The sequence below is a fragment of the Endozoicomonas atrinae genome (assembly GCF_001647025.1).
GTDB lineage: Bacteria > Pseudomonadota > Gammaproteobacteria > Pseudomonadales > Endozoicomonadaceae > Endozoicomonas > Endozoicomonas atrinae.
The window spans coordinates 1-883 of record NZ_LUKQ02000645.1; the positions used below are offsets into that span (position 1 = coordinate 1).

Annotated in this window: 2 protein-coding genes; both read left to right on the top strand. The window is 57.1% G+C overall.

Translation table 11 applies throughout. From position 1 onward, the window contains the following. Positions 1–681 (top strand): hypothetical protein (locus tag AK963_RS34160; RefSeq protein ID WP_175404751.1); only part of this gene is annotated, 681 nt, incomplete at its 5' end. 9 nt (positions 682–690) lie between these two features. Next, the coding region (locus AK963_RS29765) for a hypothetical protein (RefSeq protein ID WP_420795629.1) at positions 691–883 on the top strand (193 nt) is incomplete at its 3' end.

Sequence of the window (883 nt, forward strand, 5' to 3'; positions counted from 1 at the left end):
ATTACCGGCATCGATGACTGGATGACCGACACCGCCCAGAACGCCGCCTATGTGAAAAAGCAGTTTTTGGAGCAGAAGATCGCCCTGGAGGAGCTGCTGACCGGGTACGACAACGGTGAAGTGTCCGCCCGACGCATGGCCAGAGAAGGCCAGAGCGCAGCCTACTCTCTGCAGCTATTGAACGAGCAAGACCTGAGCCAGCTGGACAGCGCCATACAACAGGCCGAGTCAAGCATGGAGTCGCTGAACAGCAGCGCCAGAAACACCCTGGACGGTTTGCAGAACGAGTTAGACCGCCTCCAGGGTAAGCAAGACCAGATCGAAAAGCGTCAGTACCAGAGCCGCCAGCGAGAGCTAAAAAACCAGCTGGAAGAAGCCAAAGCCGGTGGCGACCAGCAGAGCATCCAGGACTTGAGCAAAGCCCTGCGGCTCAACGATGCCATCTACCGGGAGAAGCGCAACCAGCTGGCCGCCGAGCAGCGAGCCGAGCAGCTGCAGAAGCTGCCCAGTCAGCGGGAAAATTCACGCATTAACCCACCACAGCAAAGCGCACACAGTAAACAGGCCGAAAAGATTATCCGTCTTGAGTACCCCGGCGGCAGCGTCAACGTGGGCATCAACCGAAGCGATGAAAGCAAATTGCTGGAAGCCCTGAGAAACGCCGGATTGAGATCCGTGTAAGGAAGACCTATGCAACTGGATAGCATCACACTGCCCGACGATTTGTTGTGGATAAACGAGTTTGACTGGAACCCGGTGGAGCAGAGCCAGGAACGCACCTTAACCGGTGCTTTGCTGATTCAGGAACAGAGCAAACAGTATGGTCGATCCATAGAGCTCTCCGGTGGACAGGACGCCGGATGGGTGACCCGCAGCACCGTGG